Origin of the sequence: Streptomyces sp. CA-106110, from assembly GCF_050936285.1 — a bacterium.
GTDB lineage: Bacteria > Actinomycetota > Actinomycetes > Streptomycetales > Streptomycetaceae > Streptomyces.
Genome location: NZ_JBNJNB010000001.1, coordinates 3,137,707 through 3,163,837, shown reverse-complemented (window position 1 = coordinate 3,163,837; position 26,131 = coordinate 3,137,707). Strand labels below are relative to the sequence as shown.

The 26,131-nt window shown below is 68.7% G+C and carries 28 protein-coding genes and 3 pseudogenes; 17 read left to right on the top strand and 14 right to left on the bottom strand.

The annotated features are described in order from the left end of the window. Window positions 1-6 precede the first annotated feature (6 nt). From ccrA to ACQEXA_RS14530, 3 genes are all read right to left on the bottom strand, one after another. Window positions 7-1,344, bottom strand: coding sequence for a crotonyl-CoA carboxylase/reductase (gene ccrA, locus ACQEXA_RS14540; RefSeq protein WP_433130240.1), 1,338 nt, complete (start codon window positions 1,342-1,344; stop codon window positions 7-9). Window positions 1,345-1,777: 433 nt separating this feature from the next. Beyond that, window positions 1,778-2,608: a TetR family transcriptional regulator gene (locus ACQEXA_RS14535; protein WP_432934455.1), complete on the bottom strand. Its 831-nt coding sequence runs from the start codon at window positions 2,606-2,608 to the stop codon at window positions 1,778-1,780. A 118-nt stretch (window positions 2,609-2,726) separates the two neighbouring features. Then, window positions 2,727-4,532: a 3-hydroxyacyl-CoA dehydrogenase family protein gene (locus ACQEXA_RS14530; protein WP_433130238.1), complete on the bottom strand. Its 1,806-nt coding sequence runs from the start codon at window positions 4,530-4,532 to the stop codon at window positions 2,727-2,729. Window positions 4,533-4,888: 356 nt separating this feature from the next. Here ACQEXA_RS14530 and ACQEXA_RS14525 point away from each other — a divergent pair, with 356 nt between their 5' ends. Further along, window positions 4,889-5,464 carry an adenylosuccinate lyase gene (locus ACQEXA_RS14525; protein WP_433130235.1) on the top strand — a complete coding sequence of 192 codons (576 nt, stop codon included), beginning with the start codon at window positions 4,889-4,891 and terminating at the stop codon, window positions 5,462-5,464. Between the two features lie 4 nt (window positions 5,465-5,468). Here ACQEXA_RS14525 and ACQEXA_RS14520 read toward each other — a convergent pair whose 3' ends face one another. The 5 genes and pseudogenes from ACQEXA_RS14520 to ACQEXA_RS14500 all read right to left on the bottom strand — a co-directional run. Beyond that, on the bottom strand, window positions 5,469-5,999 hold the full coding sequence (locus ACQEXA_RS14520; protein WP_433130233.1) for an N-acetyltransferase family protein: 531 nt from the start codon (window positions 5,997-5,999) through the stop codon (window positions 5,469-5,471). Between the two features lie 46 nt (window positions 6,000-6,045). Beyond that, window positions 6,046-6,441, bottom strand: coding sequence for a RidA family protein (locus ACQEXA_RS14515; protein WP_433130231.1), 396 nt, complete (start codon window positions 6,439-6,441; stop codon window positions 6,046-6,048). A 55-nt stretch (window positions 6,442-6,496) separates the two neighbouring features. After that, window positions 6,497-8,074: an alpha/beta hydrolase gene (locus tag ACQEXA_RS14510; protein WP_433130229.1), complete on the bottom strand. Its 1,578-nt coding sequence runs from the start codon at window positions 8,072-8,074 to the stop codon at window positions 6,497-6,499. Between the two features lie 404 nt (window positions 8,075-8,478). Then, window positions 8,479-9,309 (bottom strand): tetratricopeptide repeat protein, encoded by an 831-nt coding sequence (locus tag ACQEXA_RS14505; protein WP_433130227.1) that lies wholly within the window; start codon window positions 9,307-9,309, stop codon window positions 8,479-8,481. A 159-nt stretch (window positions 9,310-9,468) separates the two neighbouring features. Further along, window positions 9,469-10,187 (bottom strand): annotated as a pseudogene (locus ACQEXA_RS14500) (Rv2578c family radical SAM protein); the annotation flags it as partial. A gap of 41 nt (window positions 10,188-10,228) precedes the next feature. Between ACQEXA_RS14500 and ACQEXA_RS14495 the strand changes: the two are divergent. The 8 genes from ACQEXA_RS14495 to ACQEXA_RS14460 all read left to right on the top strand — a co-directional run bounded on the left by ACQEXA_RS14495 (window position 10,229) and on the right by ACQEXA_RS14460 (window position 15,715). Continuing rightward, complete coding sequence (locus tag ACQEXA_RS14495; RefSeq protein WP_433130225.1) at window positions 10,229-10,531, top strand: group I intron-associated PD-(D/E)XK endonuclease; 303 nt, start codon at window positions 10,229-10,231, stop codon at window positions 10,529-10,531. A gap of 178 nt (window positions 10,532-10,709) precedes the next feature. Next, window positions 10,710-11,087: an HTH domain-containing protein gene (locus ACQEXA_RS14490; RefSeq protein ID WP_433130223.1), complete on the top strand. Its 378-nt coding sequence runs from the start codon at window positions 10,710-10,712 to the stop codon at window positions 11,085-11,087. Window positions 11,088-11,279: 192 nt separating this feature from the next. After that, on the top strand, window positions 11,280-13,253 hold the full coding sequence (locus ACQEXA_RS14485) for a pentapeptide repeat-containing protein (protein WP_433130221.1): 1,974 nt from the start codon (window positions 11,280-11,282) through the stop codon (window positions 13,251-13,253). A 320-nt stretch (window positions 13,254-13,573) separates the two neighbouring features. After that, the gene (locus ACQEXA_RS14480; RefSeq protein WP_433130219.1) at window positions 13,574-13,792 is read left to right on the top strand and encodes a hypothetical protein; all 219 of its coding nucleotides are present in this window, start codon (window positions 13,574-13,576) and stop codon (window positions 13,790-13,792) included. Next, complete coding sequence (locus tag ACQEXA_RS14475; RefSeq protein ID WP_433130217.1) at window positions 13,785-14,165, top strand: DUF6221 family protein; 381 nt, start codon at window positions 13,785-13,787, stop codon at window positions 14,163-14,165. Before ACQEXA_RS14480 ends, ACQEXA_RS14475 begins: the two co-directional genes overlap by 8 nt. Further along, window positions 14,162-14,374, top strand: a complete 213-nt coding sequence (locus tag ACQEXA_RS14470; RefSeq protein ID WP_433130215.1) for a hypothetical protein — start codon at window positions 14,162-14,164, stop codon at window positions 14,372-14,374. Before ACQEXA_RS14475 ends, ACQEXA_RS14470 begins: the two co-directional genes overlap by 4 nt. After that, the gene (locus ACQEXA_RS14465; protein WP_433130213.1) at window positions 14,371-14,979 is read left to right on the top strand and encodes a DUF6221 family protein; all 609 of its coding nucleotides are present in this window, start codon (window positions 14,371-14,373) and stop codon (window positions 14,977-14,979) included. Before ACQEXA_RS14470 ends, ACQEXA_RS14465 begins: the two co-directional genes overlap by 4 nt. 241 nt (window positions 14,980-15,220) lie before the next feature. Beyond that, a complete protein-coding gene (locus tag ACQEXA_RS14460) occupies window positions 15,221-15,715 on the top strand; it encodes an N-acetyltransferase family protein (RefSeq protein ID WP_432921384.1) in 495 nt (164 codons plus the stop codon). Between the two features lie 33 nt (window positions 15,716-15,748). Here the strand turns inward: ACQEXA_RS14460 and ACQEXA_RS14455 are convergent, their stop codons facing one another. Both ACQEXA_RS14455 and ACQEXA_RS14450 read right to left on the bottom strand, forming a co-directional pair. Next, on the bottom strand, window positions 15,749-16,882 hold the full coding sequence (locus tag ACQEXA_RS14455; protein ID WP_433130211.1) for an IS630 family transposase: 1,134 nt from the start codon (window positions 16,880-16,882) through the stop codon (window positions 15,749-15,751). An 88-nt stretch (window positions 16,883-16,970) separates the two neighbouring features. Then, a pseudogene (locus tag ACQEXA_RS14450) lies at window positions 16,971-18,409 on the bottom strand (IS701 family transposase). Window positions 18,410-18,578: 169 nt separating this feature from the next. Between ACQEXA_RS14450 and ACQEXA_RS14445 the strand changes: the two are divergent. Together ACQEXA_RS14445 and ACQEXA_RS14440 are read left to right on the top strand one after the other, a co-directional pair. Continuing rightward, complete coding sequence (locus tag ACQEXA_RS14445) at window positions 18,579-19,049, top strand: helix-turn-helix domain-containing protein (RefSeq protein WP_433128436.1); 471 nt, start codon at window positions 18,579-18,581, stop codon at window positions 19,047-19,049. Next, window positions 18,938-19,720: an IS630 family transposase gene (locus ACQEXA_RS14440; RefSeq protein ID WP_433129699.1), complete on the top strand. Its 783-nt coding sequence runs from the start codon at window positions 18,938-18,940 to the stop codon at window positions 19,718-19,720. Before ACQEXA_RS14445 ends, ACQEXA_RS14440 begins: the two co-directional genes overlap by 112 nt. 13 nt (window positions 19,721-19,733) lie before the next feature. Here the strand turns inward: ACQEXA_RS14440 and ACQEXA_RS14435 are convergent, their stop codons facing one another. Together ACQEXA_RS14435 and ACQEXA_RS14430 are read right to left on the bottom strand one after the other, a co-directional pair. Then, window positions 19,734-20,381, bottom strand: a complete 648-nt coding sequence (locus ACQEXA_RS14435; protein WP_433130209.1) for a hypothetical protein — start codon at window positions 20,379-20,381, stop codon at window positions 19,734-19,736. A 281-nt stretch (window positions 20,382-20,662) separates the two neighbouring features. Then, on the bottom strand, window positions 20,663-20,980 hold the full coding sequence (locus ACQEXA_RS14430; RefSeq protein ID WP_433130207.1) for a PadR family transcriptional regulator: 318 nt from the start codon (window positions 20,978-20,980) through the stop codon (window positions 20,663-20,665). On the opposite strand from ACQEXA_RS14430, the gene ACQEXA_RS14425 reads away from it, so the two are divergent. Then, the gene (locus tag ACQEXA_RS14425; RefSeq protein ID WP_433130205.1) at window positions 20,979-21,134 is read left to right on the top strand and encodes a hypothetical protein; all 156 of its coding nucleotides are present in this window, start codon (window positions 20,979-20,981) and stop codon (window positions 21,132-21,134) included. The two genes, ACQEXA_RS14430 and ACQEXA_RS14425, sit on opposite strands and share 2 nt — an antisense overlap. Window positions 21,135-21,542: 408 nt before the next feature. On the opposite strand, the gene ACQEXA_RS14420 is transcribed toward ACQEXA_RS14425, so the two are convergent. Next, complete coding sequence (locus ACQEXA_RS14420; protein ID WP_433130203.1) at window positions 21,543-21,806, bottom strand: hypothetical protein; 264 nt, start codon at window positions 21,804-21,806, stop codon at window positions 21,543-21,545. Between the two features lie 99 nt (window positions 21,807-21,905). Here ACQEXA_RS14420 and ACQEXA_RS14415 point away from each other — a divergent pair, with 99 nt between their 5' ends. The 3 genes and pseudogenes from ACQEXA_RS14415 (at window position 21,906) to ACQEXA_RS14405 (ending at window position 24,212) form a co-directional block, all read left to right on the top strand. Then, window positions 21,906-22,124 carry a hypothetical protein gene (locus tag ACQEXA_RS14415; protein WP_433130201.1) on the top strand — a complete coding sequence of 73 codons (219 nt, stop codon included), beginning with the start codon at window positions 21,906-21,908 and terminating at the stop codon, window positions 22,122-22,124. Then, window positions 22,093-22,533, top strand: a complete 441-nt coding sequence (locus ACQEXA_RS14410) for a hypothetical protein (RefSeq protein WP_433130199.1) — start codon at window positions 22,093-22,095, stop codon at window positions 22,531-22,533. Before ACQEXA_RS14415 ends, ACQEXA_RS14410 begins: the two co-directional genes overlap by 32 nt. Before the next feature lie 207 nt (window positions 22,534-22,740). Continuing rightward, window positions 22,741-24,212: pseudogene (locus ACQEXA_RS14405) on the top strand (IS3 family transposase). Window positions 24,213-24,580: 368 nt separating this feature from the next. On the opposite strand, the gene ACQEXA_RS14400 reads toward ACQEXA_RS14405, so the two are convergent. Beyond that, the gene (locus ACQEXA_RS14400; RefSeq protein WP_433130197.1) at window positions 24,581-24,877 is read right to left on the bottom strand and encodes an ANTAR domain-containing protein; all 297 of its coding nucleotides are present in this window, start codon (window positions 24,875-24,877) and stop codon (window positions 24,581-24,583) included. A 244-nt stretch (window positions 24,878-25,121) separates the two neighbouring features. Here ACQEXA_RS14400 and ACQEXA_RS14395 point away from each other — a divergent pair, with 244 nt between their 5' ends. Together ACQEXA_RS14395 and ACQEXA_RS14390 are read left to right on the top strand one after the other, a co-directional pair. Further along, on the top strand, window positions 25,122-25,541 hold the full coding sequence (locus ACQEXA_RS14395) for a DUF6233 domain-containing protein (RefSeq protein ID WP_433130195.1): 420 nt from the start codon (window positions 25,122-25,124) through the stop codon (window positions 25,539-25,541). A 51-nt stretch (window positions 25,542-25,592) separates the two neighbouring features. Beyond that, window positions 25,593-25,838, top strand: a complete 246-nt coding sequence (locus ACQEXA_RS14390) for a hypothetical protein (protein ID WP_433130193.1) — start codon at window positions 25,593-25,595, stop codon at window positions 25,836-25,838. The last annotated feature ends 293 nt before the right edge of the window (window positions 25,839-26,131 follow it).

Genomic DNA, 26,131 nt, shown 5'->3' with positions numbered 1-26,131 from the left:
GTGTCCTCAGATGTTCCGGAAGCGGTTGATGGCGTCGAGGTGCTTGGCGCGCATCTCCCCGTCGCGCACGCCCAGGCCCTCCTCGGGGGCGAGGCACAGCACGCCGACCTTGCCCTGGTGGAGGTTGCGGTGCACGTCGAACGCGGCCTGACCGGTCTCGTCCAGCGAGTACACCTTCGACAGCGTCGGGTGGATCTTGCCCTTCGCGATGAGCCGGTTGGCCTCCCAGGCCTCGCGGTAGTTGGCGAAGTGCGAGCCGATGATCCGCTTCAGGGACATCCACAGGTAGCGGTTGTCGTACTCGTGGTTGTAGCCCGAGGTCGAGGCGCAGGTGACGATCGTGCCGCCCTTGCGGGTGACGTAGACCGAGGCGCCGAAGGTCTCGCGGCCGGGGTGCTCGAAGACGATGTCGACGTCCTCGCCGCCGGTCAGCTCGCGGATGCGCTTGCCGAAGCGCTTCCACTCCTTCGGGTCCTGGGCGTGCTCGTCCTTCCAGAACTTGTAGTCCTCGGCCGTGCGGTCGATGATCGCCTCGGCGCCCATCGAGCGGCAGATCTCCGCCTTGGCCGGCGAGGAGACGACACAGATGGGGTTGGCGCCGCCCGCGAGCGCGAACTGGGTCGCGTACGAGCCGAGGCCGCCGCTCGCGCCCCAGATCAGCACGTTGTCGCCCTGCTTCATCTGGGCGCCGTTGCGGGAGACGAGCTGCCGGTAGGCGGTGGAGTTGACCAGGCCCGGGGCGGCGGCCTCCTCCCAGCTGAGGTGGCCGGGCTTCGGCATCAGCTGGTTGGACTTGACGAGCGCGATCTCGGCGAGGCCGCCGAAGTTGGTCTCGAAGCCCCAGATCCGCTGCTCGGGGTCGAGCATCGTGTCGTTGTGGCCGTCGGAGGACTCCAGTTCCACCGAGAGGCAGTGCGCGACGACCTCGTCGCCCGGCTGCCAGGCGTTGACGCCCGGGCCGGTGCGCAGGACCACGCCGGCGAGGTCGGAGCCGATGATGTGGTACGGCAGGTCGTGGCGCTTGGTGAGCTCGGAGAGCTTGCCGTAGCGCTCCAGGAAGCCGAAAGTCGGCAGCGGCTCGAAGATCGAGGTCCACACCGAGTTGTAGTTGACCGAGGAGGCCATGACGGCCACCAGGGCCTCGCCCGGGCCGAGCTCGGGCAGCGGGACATCGTCCACGTGTATGGACTTGCGGGGGTCCTTGTCACGGGTGGTGAGCCCGGCGAACATCTCCGTCTCGTCCTTGTGCACGGTCACCGCGCGGTACGACTCGGGGAGCGGGAGTGCGGCGAAGTCGGCGGACGTGGCCGTCCCCGACTGAATCGCGTCCAGGATGTCCTTCACGTTGTTGCCTCCGGCGAATGGCGTCTTGAGGGGAGACGCTGAGGGATACGTCGGTGCTGCTGCTGCTGGTGTGAGCGGTGTGCCGTCGGTTCGGCTCAGTGATGCTGTGGCAGCGCTTTGTGGCGCGAGAAGTTGCCTGTGACGCAGGCGTCCGGGCGCGCTCGCCGAGGGAGGCTTGCGGGGACAGCCGGCGTACGAAAGGTCTCTGCACGCCGGCCGCCCGGACAAGACCAACGTATGGCACGGCGTGTCACCCCGCAAGGCACTGGGTGCCAGATATTGCTCTCAGATGAAATCTTTACGTGACAAATGAGCGATGATCGATCAAAGTTACTGACGAGTAGGAGCAAAAGGAACGGACCGGCGGTGGCATGAGATGCCGCCGCCGGTCCGTGGTGGGCGCCGAAGGGCCTTTGTGAGAGCCCGGGTACTGCTAGGAGTGTTCCTTGAGTGCCTGTTCGATGGTCCGCATGACCTCGTCGAGCGGCGCGTCGGTCCTGGCCACCGTCACCAGCACGTCGCCCTGTGTCGCCACGGCGGCCGGCGCGGTGCGCGGCGCACTCCCGCGCCCGGCCCCGATCCCGGTGCCGAAGGTCCTGCGCACAATGGCGAAGGCGTGGTCGAGCTGGGTCTCCACGTCCCCCTGGCCGCCGGCCCGCAGCCAGCGCCGCAGGACGTGGTTGTGCGCGGTGACCACCGCCGACGCGGCGACCTCCGCCAGCAGCGGATCGTCGTTCGCGTCGTCGTCGTGCGCGTGCTCGTCGAAGTGGCCGAGCAGATAGCGGGTGAAGAGCCGCTCGTAGCGGGCGACCGAGGCGATCTCCGCCTCGCGCAGCGTCGGCACCTCCCGTGTCAGCTTGTAGCGCTGCACGGAGACCTCCGGCCGGGCCGCGTACATCTTCATGACTTCCTTGATGCCGCGGCACACGGTGTCCAGCGGGTGCTCGTGCGCCGGAGCGGCATTGAGTACCGCCTCGGCCCGCACCAGGGTGTCGTCGTGGTCCGGGAAGATCGCCTCTTCCTTGGAGCGGAAGTGGCGGAAGAAGGTGCGCCGGGCGACCCCGGCGGCCGCCGCGATCTCGTCGACGGTGGTCGCTTCGTACCCTTTCGTGGCGAACAGTTCCATCGCCGCGGCCGCCAGCTCCCGGCGCATCTTGAGCCGCTGGGCGGCGGCGCGACTGCCTGCGGCACTCTCCGGCACGTCGGGAGCAGCTGGTGTACGTGAGGACTTGGCGGGCTGGGACATGACCCGAACGTACTGCATGTGTGCAGGATGATGCGCACGTCCGGGGTCACCCCCGCCCTGTGCGGGCGGGGGGTCGCCGTTCGGATCGAGCAGTCCGCCCCAGTCGGCGCCGCCTCGGAACCAGTCGCCGGGCCGGTCAGCGCTTGGCATATTCGCGGAAGCCACGGCCGGTCTTGCGGCCGAGGCAGCCCGCGGCCACCAGGTGTTCCAGGAGCGGAGCCGGGGCGAGGCCCGGGTCCCGGAACTCCCGGTGCAGCACCTTCTCGATGGCCAGCGAGACATCGAGGCCGACGACGTCGAGCAGTTCGAACGGGCCCATCGGGTAGCCGCCGCCCAGCTTCATCGCCGCGTCGATGTCGTCGAGGGACGCGTAGTGCTCCTGCACCATCTTGATCGCGTTGTTGAGGTACGGGAACAGCAGGGCGTTCACGATGAACCCGGCGCGGTCGCCGCAGTCGACCGGGTGCTTCTTGATCGAGGTGCACAGCTCGCGCACCGTCGCCTGCACATCGCCCGCGGTCAGCACGGTGCTGACCACCTCGACCAGCTTCATGGCCGGGGCCGGGTTGAAGAAGTGCATGCCGATCACGTCCTGCGGGCGCGAGGTGGCCCGGGCGCAGGCGACGACCGGCAGCGAGGAGGTGGTGGTGGCGAGGATCGCGCCGGGCTTGCAGACCTTGTCGAACGTGGCGAACAGCTGCCTCTTGATCTCCAGGTCCTCGGCGACCGCCTCCAGGGCCAGGTCGACGTCCGCGAAGTCGTCGTAGGAGCCCGTCGGCCGGATCCGGCCGAGCGTCTGGGCGGCCGCCTCGGAGGTCATCCGGCCCTTGTCGACCGAGCGGGCCAGCGACTTGCCGATCCGGGCCCGCGCGGCCTGGGCCTTCTCCTCGGTCCGGGCGGCGAGGACGACCTCGTAACCGGCCTTGGCGAAGACCTCGGCGATGCCGGAGGCCATGGTGCCCGAACCGGCAACACCGACCGAGGCGACGGGACGGCCCTGCACCAGGGAGGCGCCGTCCAGCGGGGTCAGCGCGTCGCGGACGACGACCGGGCTGCCGGGAGCCTCGTACGTGTAGAAGCCGCGCCCCGACTTACGGCCCGTCAGACCCGCATCGCTGAGCTGCCGGAGGATCGGCGCGGGAGCGTGCAGACGGTCACGGGAGGCGGCGTACATGGCCTCCAGGACGGTGCGGGCCGTGTCGACGCCGATCAGGTCGAGCAGGGCGAGCGGGCCCATGGGAAGCCCGCAGCCCAGCTTCATCGCGGCGTCGATGTCCTCCCGCGAGGCGTACTTGGCCTCGTACATCGCGGCGGCCTGGTTGAGGTAGCCGAACAGCAGCCCGTCGGCGACGAATCCGGGCCGGTCGCCCACCGCCACGGGCTCCTTGCCCAGGTCGAGGGCGAGGTTGGTGACGGCGGTGACGGCGGCGGGCGCGGTGAGCACGGAGGAGACGACCTCGACCAGCCGCATCGCCGGCGCCGGGTTGAAGAAGTGGAGTCCGAGGACCCGCTCCGGATGGGCCGAGTCGGCCGCGAGACGGGTGACGGACAGGGCGTTGGTGCCGGTGGCGAGGACGGCGTCCGGGCGCACGATGCCGTCGAGGGCGCGCAGGACCTGCTGCTTGATCTCGTACGACTCGGGCACCACTTCGATGACCAGATCGGCGTCGGCCGCGGCCCGCAGGTCGGTGAACGTCCGGAACCGGGCGAGGGCGTCGTCGCGTTCCTGCTCGGTCAGGCGACCGCGGTCGACCGCGCGGGCGGTGGCGGCCTCCAGGGCGGCGACGGCCTTGCCGGCCGCGATCTCACTGATGTCGATGCCGACGACCTCGCGGCCGGCCCGGGCCAGCACCTCGGCGATGCCGGTGCCCATGGTGCCGAGGCCGACGACGGCAATGGTCTTGAACGGGGACAGAGGGGTGTCGGACAGGGGAGTGGCCATCGCGGACTCCAAAAGAAGGTGACGACTGAGGAGTGCGCCTGGATCTGTCTACGGGCGCACACAGTGCGGTGGTTGCGGGTGTCTGCCGGGCTGACGAGCGCACACGCCCGGTGCCGTACACGGGCGTGCACACGCCCGTAGAAGTGATCCGACCGGCCCTGTCCCGGAGCCGGGTCGTACGAAGTACACGAAGTACCGAACCGACCAGCCTCACAGCGGCTGCGTCACCAGGCCGCTGCGAGTCGCGCGAGTGGGTAACTCGCTCGATTGAGCTTAACCCGCGAGTAACGAGCGCGCCAGCCCCGAGTTTGTGATGCAGGTCCCCGGCTCCTACGAGGGCCCCTAGGCTCGGCGTCATGGACGAAGCGTCGCGATCCCTCACCGAGCGTGTCCGGACCGAGGCCGGCGGGTCCGCGGTGTACGAGCGGCTGATGGCGACCGACGACCCCGACGAGCTGGCCGCCGTGCTGACCGAGCCCGGCCGGCCGCTGTGGGCCCGGGAGGTGGCCGCCTTCCGGCTGGGCATGGCGGGGGACCGGCGGGCGTTCGAGGCGCTCGTCCTGTTGCTCAACCACCGCGATCCGGCGCGCTGCGCCTCGGCCGCCCATGCCCTGGCCCGCCTCGGCGATCCGCGCACCGCCCGTGCCGCGGCCGCCCTCGCCACGAACGAACTGCGCGTCGCCTACGCCTTGCACCCCGTACGGCTGCTGGTCGAACTGCGCGCCCCCGAGGCCGTGCCCGCGTTGATCACCACCCTGCGGCGCAGGCTGGGGCCGCACGATCCCTACCGGAGGGTGGCACTGGCCTGCGTGGAGGGACTCGGCGCGCTCGGCGACGACCGGGCCAGGCCGGTGCTGAACGAAGCCCTCGCGCACCCGGCGCTCGCGGAGGCCGTGGTGCACGCGTTGGCGCGCATTCCCCGGCCCGGATGACCCCTCAGCCGGTCAGTTCCTGCACATACCGCACCTCGGGCACGGCGATGCCGCCCGCCTCGTAGGGCTCCTCGGCGCCGTCGGCGTGGAACCCGGCCCGCTCGTAGAAACGCCGGGCGCGGGCGTTCTCCCTCAGGACCCACAGGAACATACGGGCATACGAGGGCGCGCACTGCCAGACCGACGTCTCCAGCAGTGCCCGCCCGATCCCGTTCCCGAGGTGGGCGGGGTCGACATAGATCGCGTACAGCTCGGCATCGGCGGTGCGTATGTCGCCGTCCCGGTACGGGCCGTGCACCGCCCAGCCGACGATCTCGCCGTCCCGCTCGGCGACCAGGTTCACCACACCGTCGTGACCGTCGTCGCGGAAGCGGGCGCGCCTCTTCTCGGCGTCCGCGGTCACGCTCAGCGCGTCGAGGTACGGCTGCGGCATGAGTCCCCGGTAGGCGAAGCGCCAGCCGTGGACGCGTATCTCGGAGACGCGATCGCAGTCGGCGAGGGTCATCGGTCGGATGCGTGGCGGCTGGTGGTGCATGGCCACACCCTATGGACAGGGGCGGCTGGGAAAGACGTCCGTACCGTCAGCCCACCACCGCGTACGCCTCGATCTCCATGAGGAACTCCGGTCGCACCAGCGCGGCCACCTGCACCGCCGACGCGGCGGGCAGCCGGTCGTCCGGTATGTACGCGGCGCGGGCCGCGCGGATCGCCGGCATATGGGCCATGTCCGTGACGAAGAAGGTCAGTTTGACCACGTCGTCGAAGGTGGCCCCGGCGGCGGCCAGGCAGCGCCGCAGGTTCTCGAAGACCTGCCGTGCCTGGGCCGCCGGGTCGCCCTCGCCGACGAGTTCGCCGTGCTCGTCGAGCGGAATCTGGCCGGAGATCGCGACGAATCGTCCGGTGCCGATCACGACGTGGGTGTACGCGGCGGCGGGGGCGACCCCGTCGGGGGCGGGAATCCTGGTCGGCTCACTCATGGGTCCATGGTGGACCAAGGGTCCGACAACGCCCCTGACGGGTCGGTCGGGCGGCTCAGCCGCGGAAACCGAGCAGGCCGTGCAGCGTCGAGCCGCGTTCGAGGGTGGAGGCCGCCTTCATGCTCGTCGGCTCCGGATCGGGCAGCTTCTGGCAGACCGCGTCGATGTCCCCGGAGCCGCGCGGCACCGTGCCGTCCGTGAGGTAGTCCGTCAGGTACTGGTCCAGGCACGCGTTCCCGCTCAGCGCGATGCCGTGGTTCCCGCCGCCCTGCTCGACCACCAGGCTGGAACCGCGCAGCAGATGATGAACCGTCATACCACCCTGGAAGGGCGTCGCCGCGTCGTTGGTCGCCTGGAACAGCAGCGTCGGCGGCAGCGCGTCGTTGGCCACGTCCACCGGCCGCAGCGAGGACGTCCTCCAGAAGGCGCACGGCGCGTTGTACCAGGCGTTGTTCCAGGCCATGAAGGGCGCCTTGGCGTACACCGCCCAGGTGTCCTTGCGCCACTGCGCCCAGTCACGCGGCCAGGAGGCGTCACGGCACTGCACGGAGGCGTAGATGCTGTAGCCGTTTTCGCCCGCGGCGTCGATGGCGCCGATGCTCTTGTAGATCTTCACCAGCGGATCGGGGTTCTCGTCGTTCATGTACGCCGCGAACGCCGTGGCCAGACGGGGCCAGTAGCCGTTGTAGTAGCCGCCGGGCATGAAGGTGTCCTCCAGCTCGGAGGCGCCCACCGTGTTCTTGGCGGGGTTCTTGGCCAGCGCCGCCCGCATCGCGTACCACTTGGCCTCGACCTGGGCCGGATCGGTGCCGAGCCGGTACCTCGCGTCGTGCTTGGCGACCCATGCAAGGAACGCCAGATGGCGGTCGTTGAACGCGTAGTCCTGCTGGATGTTGTCCTCGTACCAGACGCCCGTGGGGTCCACGATGGAGTCGAGCGCGAACCGGCGCACCCGCTGCGGGAACAGCTTCGCGTAGACGGCTCCCAGGTAGGTGCCGTACGAGTAGCCGAAGTAGTTGAGCTTCGGCGCGCCGAGCGCCTGCCGGATCGCGTCCATGTCGCGCACCGCGCTGACCGTGTCGAGGTACGGCAGCAGCCCCGCGTACTTGGTGGCGCACGCCTCGGCGAAGGAGGCGACCCGGGAGAGGTTGGCCCTCTCCAGGGACGGCAGGCGGGGCACCGAGTCCGGGCGGACCGGGTTGAAGTAGCCGGGCTTGCAGTTCAGCGCGGGCTTGCTGTTGCCCACGCCCCGGGGGTCGAAGCCGATCACGTCGTACTGCGCGGCCACCGCCTTGGGCAACGCGGACGCCACGTATCCGGCGAGCTTCAGACCGCTGCCGCCGGGGCCGCCGGGGTTGACCAGGAGCGGTCCCTGGTAGTTCTTCGCGGTGTGCGGGACCCGGGACAGGGCCAGGGTGATCTGCTGTTCCCTCGGGCGCGCGTAGTCGAGCGGGACCGTCACCGACGCGCACTGGAGCGCCGGATAGCTGGTGATGCCGCAGTTCTTCCAGGTGGGCTGCGCCGCTTGCGGGGCGTCCAGTGCGCGGGGTGCGCTCGCGTCGGCCGGGACGGCGGCGAGCGTCCCGGCCACCATGACGGCGGCGCCGCACAGCACGGCTGCGCGTGTTCTCATGTCAGGCCTCCCAGGGCGGAGGGGTTCGGACCACGAGTGTCTGGTCCTCGCCGCATGGTCCCGGGAGAGCCCGCCGGGAAAGGCGTGTTGGGGCCGTGGTTGACCCGATTGGGCAGCGGGAAGCGCTCGGATGCTCCTGAAGTGGCGTCAGGGATGCGCCGGGAGGGCGCCTGGAGGACGATCCCCCGGCCCGGTCGCCGCCCGAGTGCCGCGCCCTGCACTTCGCCCACCTGGCCAACGGGGCGCGTACCGCGCAACTCAACCGCGAAGTCACGGGGCCCAGTTGATGGACCATTGCTCATATAAGCGGTTGAGATTGTTGGTTCGAGCCCCGTCGGCGTCGCCCATCGCCGGGCGCGCTCAATCACAGCTGAGCGTCACGGCCGCCGGCGCGGTGCGCCCGGTCAAGCGCCGTCGATGCGGTCGAGCAGCGTCCGGGCCTCGACGGTGCGGCGGTGGTCCGGACCGAAGGCGGCCAGACAGGCATCATGGGCGGCCGCGGCCCGGGTGTGGGCCTCGGTACCGCGGCCCAGCCCCAGGAGGGCGGTGGCCACGGCCAGTTCGACGGCGCCGGTCTCAGGGCGGCACTCCTCGTCGGGCAGGCCGCGGCGAAGCTCGTCGGCGCGCTCCGCCTCGGCGAGAGCCTCGTCGTGGCGGGCCTGGCCGTTGAGGCTGCGGGCCAGGCCGAGCCGGAGGACCAGGGTGAGCCGGTCCGGTATGCGATGGGCGGCGAGGGCCTCGCGGGCGAGCGCCTCGCCCTCCGCGTGACGGCCTTGTGCGGTGAGGGCGTAGACCTGTCCGTTGCGGGCGGCTGCCGCTATGAGCGGCATCTCCGGCGCCGTGCCGCGGGTCGCGGCCCGGGCGACGGCAGCGCACTCCGCCTCGCATTCGGCGTGCCGGCTGAGCGCGCTCAGCGTCTGGGCGCGGTCCGAGCGCAGCTTCAGGGTCAGCGGGTGTTCGGCACCGTAGATCCTGCCGAAGGCCGGGAGCAGTGCGTCGTATCCGGCACAGGCCTCAGCGTGGCGTCCCTGCGCGCCCGTCGCGAGCGCGGCCATGCCCAGCGCCAGGGGCGCGAACACGTCGTCGCGCGGCCGGGACCGGGCCGCGGCCACGGCGCGGGCCTCGGCCTCCGCCTCGGCATAGCGCCCGGCCTTGTACAGGGCCGTGGCCTGGGCCAACGGGGATCTCGTGTTCTGCCCGGCGTCGTCTCGGCCGCGCGGCCGGAAGAGTCTCATGCCCGGAGCATACGGATGCTGCGCACGCCAGTTCGAGGAAGAGGTGAGAGCCGGTCGACGGGCCCACCCGGTCCGAGGGGGCAGGCGGGCAGCGTGAACTCTCACCGACACCGCGAGGGCGCTCCCTGGAGTGTCGTCAGAGGTGCGCCCGTAAGGCCTTCAGAGGAGCGACAGTTGGGTCGCACCGGCCGGCGCCGCCGCCGGTTCCGGTGTCAGGGGTTCGGGCTGGCGGATCCGGCGCGGCATCCCCGGGCGTGTGGGTCCGATGCCGTACTCCTCGGCCAGTTCGTGCACCTGACGGGTGATCCGTCGCTGGTACCACTTCGGTGCATGGGTCCCCTCCGCGTACAGCCGCTCGTAACGGCGCACGAGGTAGGGATGCCGTTGCTCCAGCCATGCCGTGAACCACTCGCGGGCGCCCGGTCGCAGATGCAGGACGAGCGGTGTCACGGAGGTGGCCCCGGCGGCCGCGATCGCCCTTACGGTGGCGCGCAGTTGGGCCGGGTGGTCGCCCAGGAACGGGATCACCGGCGCCATCAGCACACCGCAGCCGATGCCGTGCTCGCTCAGGGTGCGCACCACGTCCAGCCGGCGCTCCGGGGCGGGGGTGCCCGGTTCGACGGTGCGCCACAGCTCCTGGTCGACGAAACCGACGGAGACGGAGATGCCGACGTCGATGACCTGTGAGGCCTGCTTCAGCAGTTCGAGGTCCCGCAGGATCAGGGTGCCCTTGGTCAGGATCGAGAACGGGTTCGCGCGGTCGCGCAGGGCCGCGATGATGCCCGGCATGAGCCGGTAGCGGCCCTCGGCCCTCGGCCCTCGGCGCGCTGGTAGCAGTCGACGTTGGTGCCCATCGCGATGTGCTCGCCGTGCCAGCGATTCCGTCTCACTGCCGTTCGGCGATAACCAGCGGTATGACGTGATCGCGGACGACGGTGAGCGCCTGTATCGCCTCCAGATCAAGACGGCCCGGGACGGCCGCATGGCCGGAACGATCCAGTTCAACACCGCCAGCATCCATCCGATCTCGGGTAGGACCACCCGCTACCACGGTCAGATCGAGACGTTCGTCGCCTACCACCCCGGAACGCAGGACTTCTTCTGGGTGCCGGTCGACGAGTGCCAAGGCGACCGCTTCGCTCTGCGTATCGCGCCCGCGAAGAACAACCAGGTCCACGGCACGCGCCCGGCGGAGCCGTACCGCCTGCGCACCGTCACCTGACCCCCACTCGTCCGGCGGCCGGACATGCGACCCGCGCCCCCAGCGCACCGACTCGCTTCCCGCCGCCGGGCCCCACCCGCGACCGAGGAGACACCCCGATGAACACTTCTGCTGTCCCCGCCAGGCGCGTCGGCGAGACAGCGGCGCGCGCCACCGATGCGACACCGGGGGAGGGGCAGTGAGCCGGACCGTCTCACCCGCTGTCGCACACCGGCGCACCAGGGTGCGACAGATACTCGAGGAAGAGCCGCAGCTCAGCGCCCGGGCCATCGCCGACCGGCTCGGCGTCGGCAAGGACACCGTGCTCCGCGACATGCGCGCCATACGCCAGACTGCGCCAGACGCGGACCAACTCGTCATCGTCCTGGACGAGTCGCTGCGCCAGGCGCTCGCCGTATTGCGCGGCACCCGCGGCCGGCCGGACAACCACAGGGAGAACGAGGCCGCCACGCGCGCCGCGATCCGCGCTATGGCAGACATCGTCCTCGAGGGACGGCAGCGGACCCAGAACTGCCCCAACTCCGTAAGGACACGGCCCCAATTCGCCGATGGTTGACAACCCATGCCCACGCAACCGGATGATCGCTTTGGTCGTCCGTCTTGGGTGACCTGCCATGCGATGACGCCCTTGCCAGGAGCCGCCGGTATGACACCGCCCCCGCCGCCGAATCCCAGCCCGCCTTCCTGGCCGCACTGTGGGCACGGCGCCGATCCAGCCACCGATCCGGTTGGCTGCCATGGTATCCACGTGCCCGGCCACACCGTGTGCCTGGCACACCTAGCGGGCGCCGACCGTAATGTCTACCTGGCCAGCCTGACCCCTGGCGCCGACGTCGACCACCGCGGCACGCCCTTCACCGGGCTACTGCTCAACGAACTCCTCAATGCCCTCCGTGATCCCACCACCGGCAAAGCCCACCTTGGCGACGCCCGGTTCGATGGGGCGCATTTCTCCTGCAACGCCCGGTTCCACAGGGCGCAGTTCTCCGGCAATGCCCGGTTCAGCAGCGCGCAGTTCTCCGGCGATGCTGGGTTCGGTGCGACACAGTTCTCCGGCAACGCCAGATTCAACGGGACGCAGTTCACCGGCCACGCCCGGTTCTACGAAGCGCAGTTCTCCGGCAACGCCTGGTTTGCCAATGCACAATTCTCTGGCGACGCCCGGTTCAACGGGGCGCAGTTCACCGGTCACGCTCAGTTTTACAGGGCCGAGTTCTCCAGCGACGCCCAGTTCGATGGGGCGCAGTTCACCGGCGACGCCCGGTTTTTCGCGGTGCGGTTCTCCGGTGACTCCGACCTCGGCAAGACACAGTTCTTCGGCGACGCCCGATTCGACAAGGCCCAGTTCTCCAGCGAAGCCCAGTTCGATGGGGCGCAGTTCTCTGGCGACGCTCGTTTCTACAGGGCGCAGTTCTCCAGCGAAGCCCAGTTCGATGGGGCGCAGTTCTCTGGCGACGCTCGTTTCTACAGGGCGCAGTTCTCCGGCGACGCTTGTTTCAACGGGGCGCAGTTCTCTGGTAGCGCCCGTTTCGTTGGGGCACAGTTCTCCAGCGACGCCCGGTTCGACGAGGCGAAGTTTGAGGGTGTGTCGGTGATCGGGCCGCTAGTGTGCGCGGGGAGGGTGGTGCTTTCTCGGGCGGCGTTCGGGCTGCCCGTGACGCTGGAGATGGCAGCACGGGAGGTAGTGGCCGAGCGGACAAGGTGGGAGTCGACGGCGACCATACGCCTGCGATACGCGACTCTGGACCTCAGCCACGCGGTGCTGTACGCACCAGTTGCGGTCGTGGCTGCCGCTATCCCCTTCACACGCGCCGACGGGGTCGCTTTGGGCGAACATGAGCTCACTGGTTCCGCTAGCGTGCGGGTCTCCTCGGTACAGGGAGCAGACGCTGCGTATCTGGTCCTAGCCGACACGGACCTGACCGACTGCCTGTTCTCTGGGGCCTTCCATCTCGACCAGCTGCGTCTGGAAGGCCGCACCACATTCGCCCCCACCCCCACCGGGTGGCACCGCGACGGCTTCTGGCCGGTGCGCTGGACCCGCCGGCGTACCCTCGCCGAGGAACACCACTGGCGCGCCCAGACCACCGGCCAGTCCGCACCCTCCCCAGGCCATCCCCTCTCGCTCCGTCAGTGGCGCCCCGGCCTGCACCACCCCGACCCCGCCCGCACTCCCGACCCCGAGGACGTCGCCGCCCTGTACCGGCAACTACGCAAGGCATTCGAGGACGGCAAGAACGAGCCCGGCGCCGCCGACTTCTACTACGGCGAGTGCGAGATGCGCCGCCACGACCGCACCGGCACCGCGCCCGGCGAACGCGGACTGCTGTGGGGCTACTGGCTGCTGTCCGGCTACGGCCTGCGCTCCCTCCGAGCCATGGGCTGGCTCGCTGCCGCCATGCTCATCACCATCCTGCTGCTGATGGGCCTCGGTATCTCGAAGGACTCCCCGAAGCAGGAAGCGACCGGCACCGTGCCTCCCGGCGGAGGCAGGGTCACCTTCGAGATAGACAAGGACGACCCGAAGAACCCCACCGGGAACAGGTTCACCGGCGAGCGCTTCGACAAGGCCCTGAACGTCACCCTCAACTCGGTGGTGTTCCGCTCCAGCGGACAGGATCTGACCACCGCCGGCACCTACATCGAGATGACCTCGCGCCTGCTGGAGCCCACTCTCCTCGCCCTGGCCGCCCTGGCTGTACGAGGCCGCATCAAACGCTGATCGCCGCCGCGAACCACCGGACGAGAGGATGACCCCACGACCACCGAGCGGGTCACCGTCCATGTCCTGCTGCCGTTCGGCGACCAGGCCAGCGAACATGCGCTCGAACGCACCGCTGCAGGTCCGGCCGGCTGCCTTCCCGCCCGTCGGGTTCAGCGCTGCTCCGGCTGTGCGTGTCTGGGCGGCGTGGTGCGGCCTTTGCGGCAAGGAGGGCCCGCCTTGCTGGTAGGCCGGTCCTCGAGGCTCGACCGCGCCGGGTGGGAGATCTGCCTGGCGGCCGGGTTCGCGCACATGTCCGATCGCAAGAAGGGAGGCCGACTGTGATCCAGTCTGGCGACCGAATCGACGTCGTGCTCGACGTCGTTGTCGAGGACGACGCGTACAAGGTGGTCATGTCCGGCGTGCTCCGGCCCGGGCAACCCGTGCCGAGCCTCCCTGTGGGGGCGACCCGCAACATCGTTCAGACGTGGCTGGACGTGCGCCACAGCGTGAGCGCTTTCGCTATCCAGCGCACGGGAGAGGAAGAGGTCCATGGCTGACGAACTGGTGACGTTCCTACGCGATCGGCTCGACGAGGACGACGAGACCGCCCGCAAGGCCACCGTCCGCCGGACAGGTGGCGAGGCCTGGTCGTATGACCAAGTCTCCGTGCGCGCGCAAAGCGGCATTGTCATCGCCAAGCGCATCGTGCCGGTCCTCGCCGAGCACATCGCCCGCCACGACCCGGCCCGCGCTCTCGCCGAAGTGGAAGCCAAGCGGCGGATCATCCGGGCCCACGACAAGTGGTGCCAGGGCGAGTGCGAGGCCAAGTACCCGGACGGCGGTTTCGACGCCGCGTACTACTGGTCGATCAAGTCGCTCGCCGCCGCGTACGGCGACCACCCCGCCTACCGAGAGGAATGGAGACCATGACCGAGTGGATGAAGGCCCGTGTGGGGCTGCTGTTCGGCGACGAGGCGCTGATCAGGACGGAGCACACCGGCGACGGCGGCGAGCCGGAGCGCGTGCCAGTGGACCGCCTCGTCGCCGACACCGGCATTCCGCTGGAGCAGCTCCCCGGCGCGGAAGTGATTGCTGTGGTGGGTGATGACGGCCAGCTGGAGCGTTTCGAGCGGGCGTGAGCAAGTTGTGGGCCCGCCGCGAAGCCTGGCTGTCCTCCCGGAATGCGCGGAAACAGCAGACGTACGACGCGGCCGCCGTCGCCGCGTTCGTCCGTGATCACGTCGACCGCCCGGCCGTCGAGCGCCGACGCGCCTACCAGCGCAGAGTGGGAGTCATGGATGACTTGATTCAGTGGATGCGCGTTCAACTCGATGAGGACGAACGGTTTGCCCGCGCGGCCACCGAGGGCCCTTGGTTCCTCAGGGACGAGTCGATCATTGGAGCGGACGGTACGGAGGTCGTCGCGGGCGGCCGGTTGGGTGGCGAGGCGTCGGTGTTCGAGTCGACGGCGGATGCCCTGCATATCGTGGTGCATGATCCGGTGCGGGTGCTGCGCGAGGTCGACGCCAAGCGGCGGCTGCTGTACGAGTTCGACCGGCGCGCGAACCACGTCCGACGGACGGAATTGCCAGCCACAGGTGGCGTTTGGGACGACCTGCTGCGCATGCTCGCCCTGCCCTACGTGGACCGGCCCGGCTACCGCGACGAGTGGCGCCCGCGACCAGCCGGAGCGGGTGCCGGTGGAGAAACTACCCGTTGCGGAAGTGATCGCCGTGGTGGGTGATGACGGACAGCTGCAGCGTTTCGAGCGGGAGTGATGGGGATGGGGCGGCTGCTGGGGCCGTCCCGTTTTCCCGCGCCGTATGTGCCCGGGCTCCGTGCCCATCGAGAAGGGCCCGGGACGCTGCACTGCGGCTGGGCGTCCCGGACCCTCGTGTCTAGTGCCGCATCAGGCAACGTTTGCCCCGTCTTGAGTTGCCCCGTGTGCCTTGCGGTGGGGTGGGCGAGCTGGAAGGCTCCCACTCATGCCGATCTTGGTCAGGGCTGCAGAGCGGGAGGATGTGCCCGCGCTTGTTCGCCTGCGTCTCGCGAATGCTGAAAGGCATGTCCAACTCGATCCTGCCATCTACCGCGTACCCGATGTCGAGGCCGTGCGCAGGCATTTCGAGGAGGTGCTTGCGGCCGAGCCCAAAGTGCTGATCTTGGTCGCCGAGACGGTGGGCGAGGTGGTGGGCATGGTGGAGATAGTCCTGCTGGCGGATCCCCCGGACCATCAGATCCTGGCTCCCCGCCGCGCGGCCGAGATCCACACCGTCGTCCTGGACGGGCATCGTGGCGCGGGCGTTGGGGCGGCCTTGCTGATGGCGGCGGAGAAAGCCGCCGCGGAGCGCGGTGTCTTGATCATCTATGCCGGCATCTTCGCGTCGAACAAGGGAGCCGTTCGCTTCTACTCTTCGGCTGGCTTCGGGCCGCGCGGAACCTTGCTGAGCAAGGAGCAAGGCGCGCCCTCGGCAGGCTGATGCGTCTCCGGCCGGAGAGCGGGTGGCCAGCTGCTATGCGATGTTCGCCCGAGCCACGACCTTGCGGAGTCGTTCGTCAGCGGCGTGCTTGTTCCGCCAGATGATGTAGCGACGGATCATGCTGCCCTGCTCCTTGTGGCTGGCGTGGTCCGTCCCGTCCAGTGCGAAGTAGCGCAGGGCGGTGAACTGGGCCTCGATGCGGTTCAGCCAGGAGCTGTTGGTCGGGGTGTAGGCGATCTCGACGTTGTTCGCGGCTGCCCAGGTGCCGACGCGTTGGCATTTCTTCGTGGTCAGGTGCGGGGAGAAGTTGTCGCAGACGATCGCGATGCGGGTCTCGGGCGGGTAGAGGGTACGCAGGTAGCGGCAGAACTCCAGGAACTGTGTCCGCCTCTTTACCGGCTTGATGTGGCCGTAGAGCTTGTCTTTGGTCAGGTCCAGGGCTGCGAACAGATGCCGTACTCCGCCGTAGCGGTTGTAGGTGGCCCGGCGCCTGCGGCGGGGTTCGCGGTCGGGGTCCTTGTGCTTGCCGCCGCGCTCGGCCCACTGCCGGCCGGGGTGGGGCATCAGGTTGAGCGGGCCGAACTCGTCCACACAGAAGACCACTTCGGGCTCGTCGTCCTCGGGTATCACCTCTCCGTCGGCGATCGCATAGAGGTGCTCGACCCGGGCCTTCTTGGCGGCGTAGTGGGGGTCGCGGGAGGTTTTCCAGGTCTTTATGCGTTGAAAGGAGACGCCTTCCTCGCGGAGCAGGATGCGCAGGCCCTCGTGGCTGATGTCGTCGACCACCCCCTCGGCGACCAGGAAGTCCGCCAGCTTGGTCAGGCTCCAGGTGGAAAACGGTAGGTCGTGCTCGGTGGGCTTGGACTTGGCGATCTTCTTGATCTCGCGCCGCTCGGGCAGCGTGAAGGTCTTTGGCCGGCCGCCCTTGTACTTGGGATAGAGGGAGTCGAAGCCGTCGGTGTTGAAGTTGTGGATCACATCGCGGACCCGGTCATCACTCGTGAACGACACCTCGGCGATCTTCGCCACCGGCATGGCCTGCGCGGACAGCAAGACTATCTGGGCCCGCCGCCAGGTCACCACCGATCCGGTGCCCCTGCGGATGATCCGCAGAAGCCGCCTGCCTTCGTCATCGTCGATCTCACGGACACGTACTCGTTCTGCCACCCGCACAGCCTGACGGCAACACGCCGCACGGAACAGGACCCGAGCGGCGCGTCACATCACGACAGGGCAAACGTTGCCTGATACGGCACTAGCGGTGGTTTGTTAGTTCGGGGGGTAGAGGTTCAGGGTCTGTCCGGTGGTGACCGCGTCGATCAGGGCTTGGAGTTCGGGTGGAGGGGGCGCGTTGGACCAGGCCCGCCACCAGCGTTGCAGCACGATCGACGGGGTCAGCCAGCCGCGGACGGCGCGAATCGCCTTCGGCCAGCACGGTGGTGGGGGCGGGGTCGGCAGTGCCGGGCCCCTCTCTCCAGCGTCGGCTTCCGGCATCAGTGGTGACGTACTCTCAGGTCCCGCGCTGGTGCGTCCTGCTTCCCAGTAGAAGGCGAACGCGCAATTGACCAGGGTCTGGTGGCGGCGGATCGCGACATCGGTGCGCACCTGGAAGTCGGCCCACCCCAGCTCGTCCTTGACCTGCTTGTAGCCCTGCTCGATCCAGTTCCGAATCCCGTAGATCCGCACGACCTCGGCCAGGTCCGCGGGCGGATAGGGGGACTCGGCCGCGCGTGGGGAGCCGGGGCGGGGCAGGTCGGTGGCCAGGTACCAGGTGGCCTTCGCGGGCAGGGTGGACGGATCGGCGGTGGCCACCACCAGCCGCGTCAGGCCGTCCGGACCCCAAAAGCCCAAGGTGGCGTCGGCGGCCCACCAGGTGGCGGTGTGCCCGTCGCGGAAGGTGCGCACCACCGGCGTCCAGGCGCCGGGCTCCTCGGGGCCGTGCCAGGCCAGTTCGCGGGCGGCGTCCACCGGGGTGCGGGCCTGGTCGCCGTAGGCCCACACCCCGCGGCGGCGCTTGACGGCCATCACGAACGGCACCTTGGCGGCGTGCAGCTCGCACCGGAAGTCGTCCAGGTCCCCGTAGGCGCCGTCGGCCACCGCCGCCCGGAACGCGATCCCCAAGAACCTGGCCTGACAGGCAAGTTGGGCGGCAATCTTCCACTTGGTACGGAAGGCCGGGTCGCTCTTCCCCCGCGGGAAGTGGTGGGCCGGGGTGTAGGGCACGGCGTGCAGCGGGTAGTAGAGGCGCTCGTCGGCCCACAGCGTGGTCACCGTGACCACGGCGTTGTCGGTCTTGCCGTACCGGCCCAGCCACTGCCGGCCCACGTGCGCGGTGGCAGTGCCGTCCTTGCGGTCCCCGGAGTCGTCGATGACCAGCACCCCGCCGGCGTGCGGGGCGGTCGCCTCGCCCTGCAGCAGCAGCTCCAGCCGCCGGGCGTTGACCCGCTCAGGGTCCCAGGTCGACTCGGACAGGAAGAACTGCAGCCGCTGCACCGCCGGGTGCTGGGCCCCCACGACCGGCTCCGCCCCGGCCAGGCAGGTCAGCGTCTTGTTCCGGTCCCGCGGGGCCAGCAGCCCGGTCAGGTACTCCCTAAACCCGCGCCGCTGCGCCAGCGACGAGAACAGGTCGTCGAACCGGGCCGCGTAGCCCTCCAGCGGCCCCGGCGCCGGCGGGCACGGACGCCTCGCGGTCACCATCGCGACCACCTCCGAACAACATCGCCCCCGCCTACCGGCCTACCGCACGTTCCGCCCCAGGTCAACAAATCACCGCTAGTAGCGTGTCGCTGCTTAATGATGGCGTATCTGGTGGGAGGTTGGTGTCTGGCAGATTCCGTCTCTTCTGCCAGGCAGGACTGTTGTCATGGGTTCGCAGAAGAAGCGGCCGGTCACGTTGACCGCGCAGGATCGCGAGGAGCTGATCCGGGTGACCACGACTGGTGTTCGTGGCGCCTCAATGATCATGCGCGCGCGGGTGCTGCTTGCGCTGGACACCTCGGTGGGTGAGGTTGATTCCAAGGAGGTGATCGCGGCCAGGCTCGGCGTTTCCGGTGAGACGTTGCGGCTGGTCGCCAAGCGTTTCGCCGAGACCGGCAGCGATGTTCACGCCACAATCACACGGAAGAAACGCGACCTCCCGCCGGTGCCCTCGCCGGTGACCGGTGAGGTCGAAGCCCGGCTGATCGCGATGGCCTGCTCACAGCCGCCCCGGGGCTATGCCCGGTGGTCGCTGCGGCTGCTGGAGAAGTACGTCGCACTGGCCGAGGACATCCCCGATCTGGACCACTCCACCATCGGGAGGATCCTAAAAAAACGGAACTGCGTCCTCATCTGAGGAAGTGCTGGACCATCCCGCCACGAGCGAACGCGGAGTTCGCGGCCCGGATGGAAGACGTACTAGCCGTCTATGCCCGGCCCTACGACCCGGCACGTCCGGTGGTGTGCATGGACGAGAAGCCCTACCAGCTCCTCGATCACGCGCGCGACCCGCTCCCGGCCCGCCCCGGTCACGACGCCTGCCAGGACAGCGAGTACATCCGCTGCGGCACGTGCTCCATCTTCGTGTGGGCCGAGCCCCTGCGCGGCTGGCGCCGAGCCCGGGCACTGCCCCAACGGACCCGGATCGACTGGGCCAGCCAGGTCAAGCAGTTACTGAGCGTGGATTACCCCGACGCCGACGCCGTAGTGCTGGTGATGGACAACCTCAACACCCACAACATCGCCTCGCTGTACGAGGCATTCGAACCACAAGAGGCCTTCGCCCTGGCCCAGCGCCTCGAGATCCACCACACGCCCAAACACGGGTCATGGCTCAACATTGCCGAGATCGAACTCTCCGCGCTGACCCGACAATGCCTCGACCGCCGGATCGGCGACCTCGACATCCTCAACACCGAACTCACAGCGTGGCAGAACGCCACCAACACCGACCAACGCCAGGTGGACTGGCAGTTCACCACCCACGATGCACGCATCAAACTGCGCCACCTCTACCCCAAGCATTAGCCGCGACAGCCTACTAGTCCTCGCTGGAGTCACCGCCGGGCACGGCCAATTCGATGCCGCGGACCTTGCGGAGCCACCTGAAGAAGAGGTGGAGGGCCACAGCGCATCCCCCGCACCACCCCCACCCGTCGGTGAGGAGGCCGTGCATACCGTCCTCTCGAACGATGTAGATGACCTGAGCGCCGACCGCGAGTGTGCTCGTGGTGTGGGTCCGCGACTCCGACGAGAGCAGCCAGTCCACCGGCCGCCACAATGGCTCCGACATGACACAGCTGCGCATTCGGGCAGCCGCGAGTACGAAGCCCGCAGCGTGGCCCACCTGCTGCCACCGCCCCATGGTCAGTCCCTCTTCGGGTGCCCCGGCAAGGTCAGCCATCCACGTATCGCGCAGACGAGCGCCACGCTCTCCCCCGAGAGTGATCGCGAGGCCAGTGAGGCCGGTGACCAGGTTCCGACGCGTCCATGCCACGGCCCGCCGTGGCGCGAGTTGCTGATCCCAGAACTCCGCCTCAGCCAGGGCCTGCGCGATTCGCTCGTGGGCCGGGGTCAGCTTCTTCATGAGTTCCGTGAGCTCATTCACCAGCGCGAGGAGCCGCACGCGATAGGCCGCAGCCTCATCTGGGTCGGCGGTCGTCTCCAACTTCTGCTGCAAGTGCAGCATGCGCTCCCGCAAGTCGATGGACCGCGAAAACTCCCCCGAGCAGGCTCGATAGTCGGAATGAGCACGTTGGGACGCTCTGGAGTATGCAACCAGCGGTTTCCACGAGAACAGGACGGCGAGCCACCAAGCCGAACACAGGACCATTGTGGCGATCGTGACCGGGTTCAAGCTAAAGGCCATTACGGCTGCGGCCATCGTTAATGCTGTGCCGAACAGGGATCCCGAGAGGATTACCTCGGCCGGTACGGCAAACAGAAGTTGGCGCCGATCGACGCGAAGCTTCACGCTTGACCGCCCGTCCATCGAAGTACGTGCTGCCGCCGGGCGCGGCGGGCTTCGAGCGCGCTATTGGCGAGCGCACGCCCTGTGTTCGTGAGGGTGTAGTAGCGCCGCGGCGGTCGTCCGGGATGTGGTTCGGCCTCGGTCCGGCTGGAGACCCAGCCGCGCTCTTCGAGCCGATCGAGGATCGGGTAGACGGTGCCGGAGCCGAGGTCGGCGTCGCGACAGATGCTCAGCCCCCATGCAGGGGCATCTTCTGTCGCAGCCAACAGCACCTCCAGCACGGCGATGGTCGGCTTTGTCAGCCTGGGAGTTGACATGTCTCTAGTAAAGCATGTGTCGAGTACGAGTGTCGAGTACGACATAGTCCGCCGGCGTGCGGTAGCCGGCGTCCGCGCGCACCGCTGGTACGGCGCCACCGTCACGCAGGCCCTCGAGGACCGCCGTGGCTATCGGCGCCACGAGGAAGGCTGAGCCCAGACCGCGACCGTGCCTCGGCTCGGCCATCTGCGGTTGCAGCGCGCCCCCGTCGCCCGGGTGGAGCCGGTCCGGGAGGGGGAAGGGAGTCGTCCGACCGGCTCGCTGAGGCTGCTTCCCGGCTGATGCGCAGCACGAACAGCCGCTTCAGCTAGGCAGGCAGCCCCGCTAGGGCGATCGTCAGGGCTGGAATGAGCCGGGCCGTGCCGACCCGGCGCTTTGCTCCCGGTGACGAGCGAGGCCCCAGCGTTTCACCGCGCGGCCTTCGCCAGTGGGGCCGAACGAGTGATCAGTCCATCCCTGAGCGGCTCGACACGCCCGAAGTACCTCGCCCCCGCGCCTCCCGTGCAACGGTGAACTGGCGCCATCCAACACACGGCTCCCGTCAGGCCCGCTCCGTAACCCTCACCCGCGGGCGGACCCGTCAGGAGCCATCCAGCAGTCAGGCCCGCCACCCTGGCACGGCCACACCTCGGGACCACCGCCGTGCCACTCGATGAGGTCCGATTCGGCCACATCCAGCTCATCCCCGCCCACCAGCCCGGCGTGTTGCAGGAACACCATCAACTCGTGCAGCGAGGACGCCGTGCCCAGGAACGCGTCATCAACGCACACGCGGCGGCCGCCCGATCCGCAGGGCGCCGCCACGATCACGCAATACTCCACCATGACTCCACCTTCCACCCGCAAGGGCCTGACCGCATTCCGAGGTCAGATCTGCGAAAACCGTGCGAAAGGCTCACCCTGTTACTGAGAGGAATGACAGCCATGACCACCGACCGCGTTACTGTCCGCGTCCTGCTGCTGTCCGGCGACCAGGCAGAGCTCGTCGACCACACGTCGCCCGGAGCGGGCACCGAACCGAGGCGCTACCCGGCCACTGAGATCGCCTCCGCCATCGGCGTCGAGATCGATGATCTGCCGGGCGCGTGGCTGACCGCCGAGGTGGGCGACCATGGTCAGCTGTTCGGCTGGCAGTTCGCCTGATTCGCGAGCCCACGTAAGTGCAGGCGCACCGGACGGCCATGCCCAGACTGAAATGTGTGAACGTAGCGAGCCGGGGCAGGCGCGGCTTGTGCCATCGGTCCATCCAGAGTTCTTCGCGCAGGTGAAGAGCACCCTCATTCAAGCGGGCTTCCATCTCGTCGCCGACGACAACCGTCAGCCAGGCCTGCACGTGACCCGTGTCCCTACCGGGGCCCTCATTGAGTGGAAGGCCTCCGACGGCTTCAACGCTCTGGCTGCGGAACAGCCCGGAACCTCACACAACAGCATGCTGGCCATCGTGCAGACGGCCGTTTCCGAGCTGCTGGCCCAACACGGGCACACGGTGACGGAAGCCCTGCACGGTTCCCTGCTCGTCATGGCCAACAGTTCCCGGCCGTCCGACCAATGACGGTTCCCCCCGCCCCGCCGCGTTGAAGGTCTGGGCGCCCAGCCACGTGTGAGACGCGCAGGCCGGCTTGTCTCTTGCTTGCAGGGGCAGACCCGTCACGGAGGCTACCGGGTCCGCCCCTGCACGCTGCCCTCTCTGCCAAAGTAGACCGAGTCAGACATACTGGATGATTCATTGAGTCGAGGGCGGAGAAGGAGTAGTGCCCAGGTGGCCAGCACCAACGACCACGGGACCCCTGATCCGCAGGTAGCAGCCCGTTCCGCCGGCCCGCGCCGGTACACAGCGGAGTACAAGGCGAGGATCCTCGCGGAGTACGAGACGCTGGACAAGAAGGGCAAGGGTGCTCTGCTGCGGCGAGAAGGCCTGTACTCGTCGCTGATCACGACGTGGCGGCAGCAGCGGGACAAGGGTGCCCTGGACGCGCTCGCCGCCCCGGCCGGGAGGCCGAAGGCGGACCCGAGGGACAAGGAGATCGAGAAGCTCAAGGCGGAGAAGGCCCGGCTGGAGGCCGATCTGGCCAAGGCCCGCACCGTCATCGAGGTGCAGGGAAAACTCTCCGCGCTGCTCGACCAGTTCGCCACGGACAGCGCCCCGACCCGGCACGGCGAGAAGAACCAGTGAGCGAAGCCCAGGTCGCGGCCGTGGTGTTCGACACCGCCCGCGGCCAGGCCCTCGAAGAGCTCACTTTGCTGGTCGGACGGGTCCAGGCGTGCGCGGCGCTCGGCGTGAGCCGGGCCACTTACTACCGCCACCACCGCCAGAGCCCCGCGCCCCAGCGGCCGCGGCGCGAACGGCGGCGGCATCCCCGGGCGCTCTCGCCCGAGGAGGAGATATGGGTCCTCGACGTGCTGCACTCCCCGGAGTTCGCCGACATGGCCCCCGCCGAGATCTACGCCGTCCTCCTCGACCGTGGCGTCTACCTGTGTTCGGAATCGACGATGTACCGGCTCCTGCGCCGGCGCGGCGAGGTCCGTGAACGCCGCCGCCAGGCCGTCCACCCGCCCCGGACAGTCCCCGAGTTGGTCGCCGAGGCTCCGAACCGCGTCTGGTCGTGGGACATCACGAAGCTGAAGGGGCCGGTGACGGGCGTCTACTACTGCCTCTACACAATCATCGACATCTTCAGCCGCTACACCGTGGGCTGGATGATCGCCGCCCACGAGAACAAGGATCTCGCGGAGCGTTTCCTGTCCGAGACGATCGCCAAGTACGGTATCGGACCAGGTCAGTTGACGATCCACTCCGACCGCGGGTCCCCGATGGTCGCGCAGAACGTTGCCCAGATGATGGCGGGTCTCGGCGTCACCAAGTCACACTCCCGGCCAAAGACGTCCAACGACAACCCCTACAGCGAGAGCCAGTACAAGACCCTGAAATACCGGCACGACTTCCCCGACCGATTCGGCTCCCTCGAGGACGCCCGCGCGTGGTGCACCCGCTTCTTCACCTGGTACAACCAAGAGCACCGGCACTCCGGGATCGGCCTGCACACCCCCTACGACGTGCACTTCGGCCTCGCCGAACAACTCCGTGAGATGCGAGCCGACGTCCTGGAGACGGTCTACGCGAAGCACCCCGAACGCTTCGTCCGCAAACCCCCCGAGCCTCCAAAGCTCCCCGCAGCGGCCTGGATCAACAAGCCGACACCAGCAGGCCCACTGATACCGGCGCAACATTAGAACGACCTACCTGCCTTGATCGCTTTGACAGGTTCCGCTGGCGCCCGTGATCTCTCCCCAAAGAGCAGGCGCAGTGACCCACGTCCCTGGGCCACTGCCTTCAGCGTGGCGTGACTCCGCGGTGTCACAGGTCGCAGCGGCCTATCGCGAGGTCAACACACCTATGAAGAGCAGCGCTGATTTGTGCCACAGCCTGATCACAGTGCCTTTACTGCTATCCCGGGCCGCGTCACCATATGCCCTAACTCGATGACACCTCCGCCCGTGAGCTCCGCTGGCATCGTGCCGCCGTTCGCCAGAGCCGTCGATGGCCGCCGAAGCTGTCGGCACACACGGGCGGATAAGCCCCGGACGCGCCCCTAGACACGTCACCGCCCCGGGTGGCCGACGAAGCCGCCGATCTTGTATCGGTCAATCGCCTGCGTCAGCTGCTCCAGCTCGGCGTTCGGCATAGCGCGACCTTGTGCGAACTTGAGGACGTGGTCGGCGACTGTCCGAAGCTTGATGTTCGTGCGCTGGGAGACGTCACGGAGCACGCGCCAGCCCTCCTCGGGCGGGATCTGTCCCAAGACCACGATGACGCCGATGGCCTGGTCGATGATTGCGTGCGAGGCCACGGCGCGCCGAAGCTGCGTGTTCTCCTCTGAGAGCAGCTCGTACGCCATCGCCAAATCGGTAGCGGACAGCAATTCCAAGGGGTGTCGCTTCGAGATCGCAAAAAAGGCCATATCTCCACCTGAGCGGGCGCACCGCGCGTGGGGTCTCGCGGTGCTCCTGATCCAGCTTCCCGCGACAGCGGCCGGCACACGACTCGATCGCGCCGTCCGCCGATGCAGTGAGTCACGACTCGCCCGTACGGATTCGCGCCCCGGCTCGACCGGCGCCAGACCCAGCGCTTGAATCGAACGTGTGAGCGAGCTTCCGCCGGATCCCATGCGCTTGCGCGTCATCCTCGCGCGGCTCGAGGAACAGGTCACCGACAATGCGACCGTCGGAATCTTCCTACGGCTCCAGCACGGCACCGTCGCCCAGGCCCTCGCCCAGGCCGACGGCGAGCAGCCGGCCACGCCCCCGCCGGCGCCGCCGGCGAAGCCGCCGCGCCCCACCTCGCTGCCGACCTTCACCGGCGATCACAAGCCCGCCTTCAAGGTCGTCGAGCAGGGAGGCGAGAACGAACCGCCACGGCTGACCCTGCACATCGGCGCCTGCGAGGTCGACGACGGTCCGGCCCACCAGGTCGACGCGCACGATGCCCTCGCTGCGCTGCGCGAGGGCCTGGACCCGTGCGCCGTCTGCCGACCGGACATCGACCTGTCCTTCGACGAGTGACCGCGGTGTCCGAGCCTTCCCGAGACGGCACGGCGGTCCTACGATCCGCGCATGAGAAAGCTCGTCAGAGTGCTCATCGCCATCTTCTTCGGGTTTGTGGGCGTGAGCGGCATCATCGGCGTGTTCCTGCCGGGGGGCAGCATCGGGGGCCGCATCGGCTCTGGCGTCCTCGGCCTACTGTTCCTCTGGATCGCTCGCGAAGTCTGGCGCGGCCCCACGGCTCCGAAGCCCGATAAGCGTCGGCGTTCCCAGATCGCCCCTGGGAGCGATAGGGCCGACCTCGAGCTCGGCGACTGACGGCGCTGTCGCGGACGCTTCGGTCGGCGACGAAAGTCGGCCAATCAGCGACGAAAATCGGCCAATCGGCGAAACCGCAGGTCGGTGGGTGTCCACACATGGCCACAGGTGGCCACAGGTGCGTATCCGCGAACTTCCGCGAACTTCTGCAAACCTCTGCTAGGCACTGCTGACGTGCGGAAATGGCTGGATGGCTGAGCGCCCCAGCAGCTGATCGCAGAATGTGCGCGCCTTAGAGCCTGTCGGGTGGCTGATCATGCGTGATGCGTGACGGTCGCGATCTGCCCTCTGGG